This is a genomic window from Streptomyces sp. WAC05292 (assembly GCF_003949955.1).
Lineage (GTDB): Bacteria > Actinomycetota > Actinomycetes > Streptomycetales > Streptomycetaceae > Streptomyces > Streptomyces globosus.
This window is the reverse complement of the sequence record NZ_RPSE01000752.1, coordinates 1-1,096: the sequence shown is the minus strand read 5'-3', so window position 1 is coordinate 1,096 and position 1,096 is coordinate 1. Positions and strand designations below refer to the sequence as shown.

The following is a 1,096-nucleotide window of genomic DNA, read 5'->3' as shown; positions in this document are numbered from 1 at the left end:
CGCCCAGGGCGTCACCCCCTGGCCGCAGGAGGTCACCACGCAGATGGTGGCGAACTTCCTCGGCGGCGGCGCCGACCTGGTTGGCGAAGGCGTTGCAGACGGCGCCGCCGCCGAGGAAGTTCGCCACCATCTGCGTGGTGACCTCCTGCGGCCAGGGGGTGACGCCCTGGGCGTGCACGCCGTGGTCGCCGGCGAAGATCGCGACCGCGGCGGGCTCGGGGATCGGCGGCGGGCAGACCCGCGACAGCCCGGCGAGCTGCGCGGAGATGATCTCCAGCATGCCGAGGGCGCCGGCGGGCTTGGTCATGCGCTTCTGCCGCTCCCAGGCCTCGCCGAGCGCCTTCGCGTCGAGCGGGCGGATGCTGGCGACGGTCTCGGAGAGCAGGTCGTGCGGCGCCTCGCCGGGCAGGGCGCGGCGGCCGTACGTCTCCTCGTGGACGACCCAGGCGAGCGGCCGGCGCTGCGACCAGCCGGCCTGCGCGAGCTCGGGCTCCTCGGGGAACTCGTCGACGTATCCGACGCACAGGTAGGCGACGACTTCGAGGTGTTCGGGCAGGCCGAGCTCGCGGACCATCTCGCGCTCGTCGAAGAAGCTGACCCAGCCGACGCCGAGGCCCTCGGCGCGCGCGGCGAGCCAGAGGTTCTCCACGGCGAGGGCGGAGGAGTACGGGGCCATCTGCGGCTGGGTGTGCCGGCCGAGGGTGTGGCGGCCGCCGCGGGTGGGGTCGGCGGTGACGACGATGTTGACGGGGGTGTCGAGGATGGCCTCGATCTTCAGTTCCTTGAACTGCTTGGCCCGGCCCTTGGGCAGCGACTTGGCGTAGGCCTCGCGCTGGCGCTGGGCGAGCTCGTGCATCGTGCGGCGGGTCTCGGCCGAGCGGATGACGACGAAGTCCCAGGGCTGGGAGTGGCCGACGCTGGGCGCGTGGTGCGCGGCCTCCAGGACGCGCAGCAGCACCTCGTGCGGGATGGGGTCGGTGCGGAAGCCGTTGCGGATGTCGCGGCGCTCGCGCATGACGCGCAGGACGGCCTCGCGCTCGGCGTCGGCGTAGCCGGGGGCGGGCTCGCCGGCGCCGAGCGTGAGGCCGTCCTGCGC

1 protein-coding gene is annotated in these 1,096 nt (G+C 74.2%); it reads right to left on the bottom strand.

What is annotated here, in order from left to right:
• A partial coding sequence (bluB, locus tag EF903_RS32830) for a 5,6-dimethylbenzimidazole synthase (RefSeq protein WP_260616239.1) occupies window positions 1-1,096 on the bottom strand: 1,096 nt, incomplete at both ends.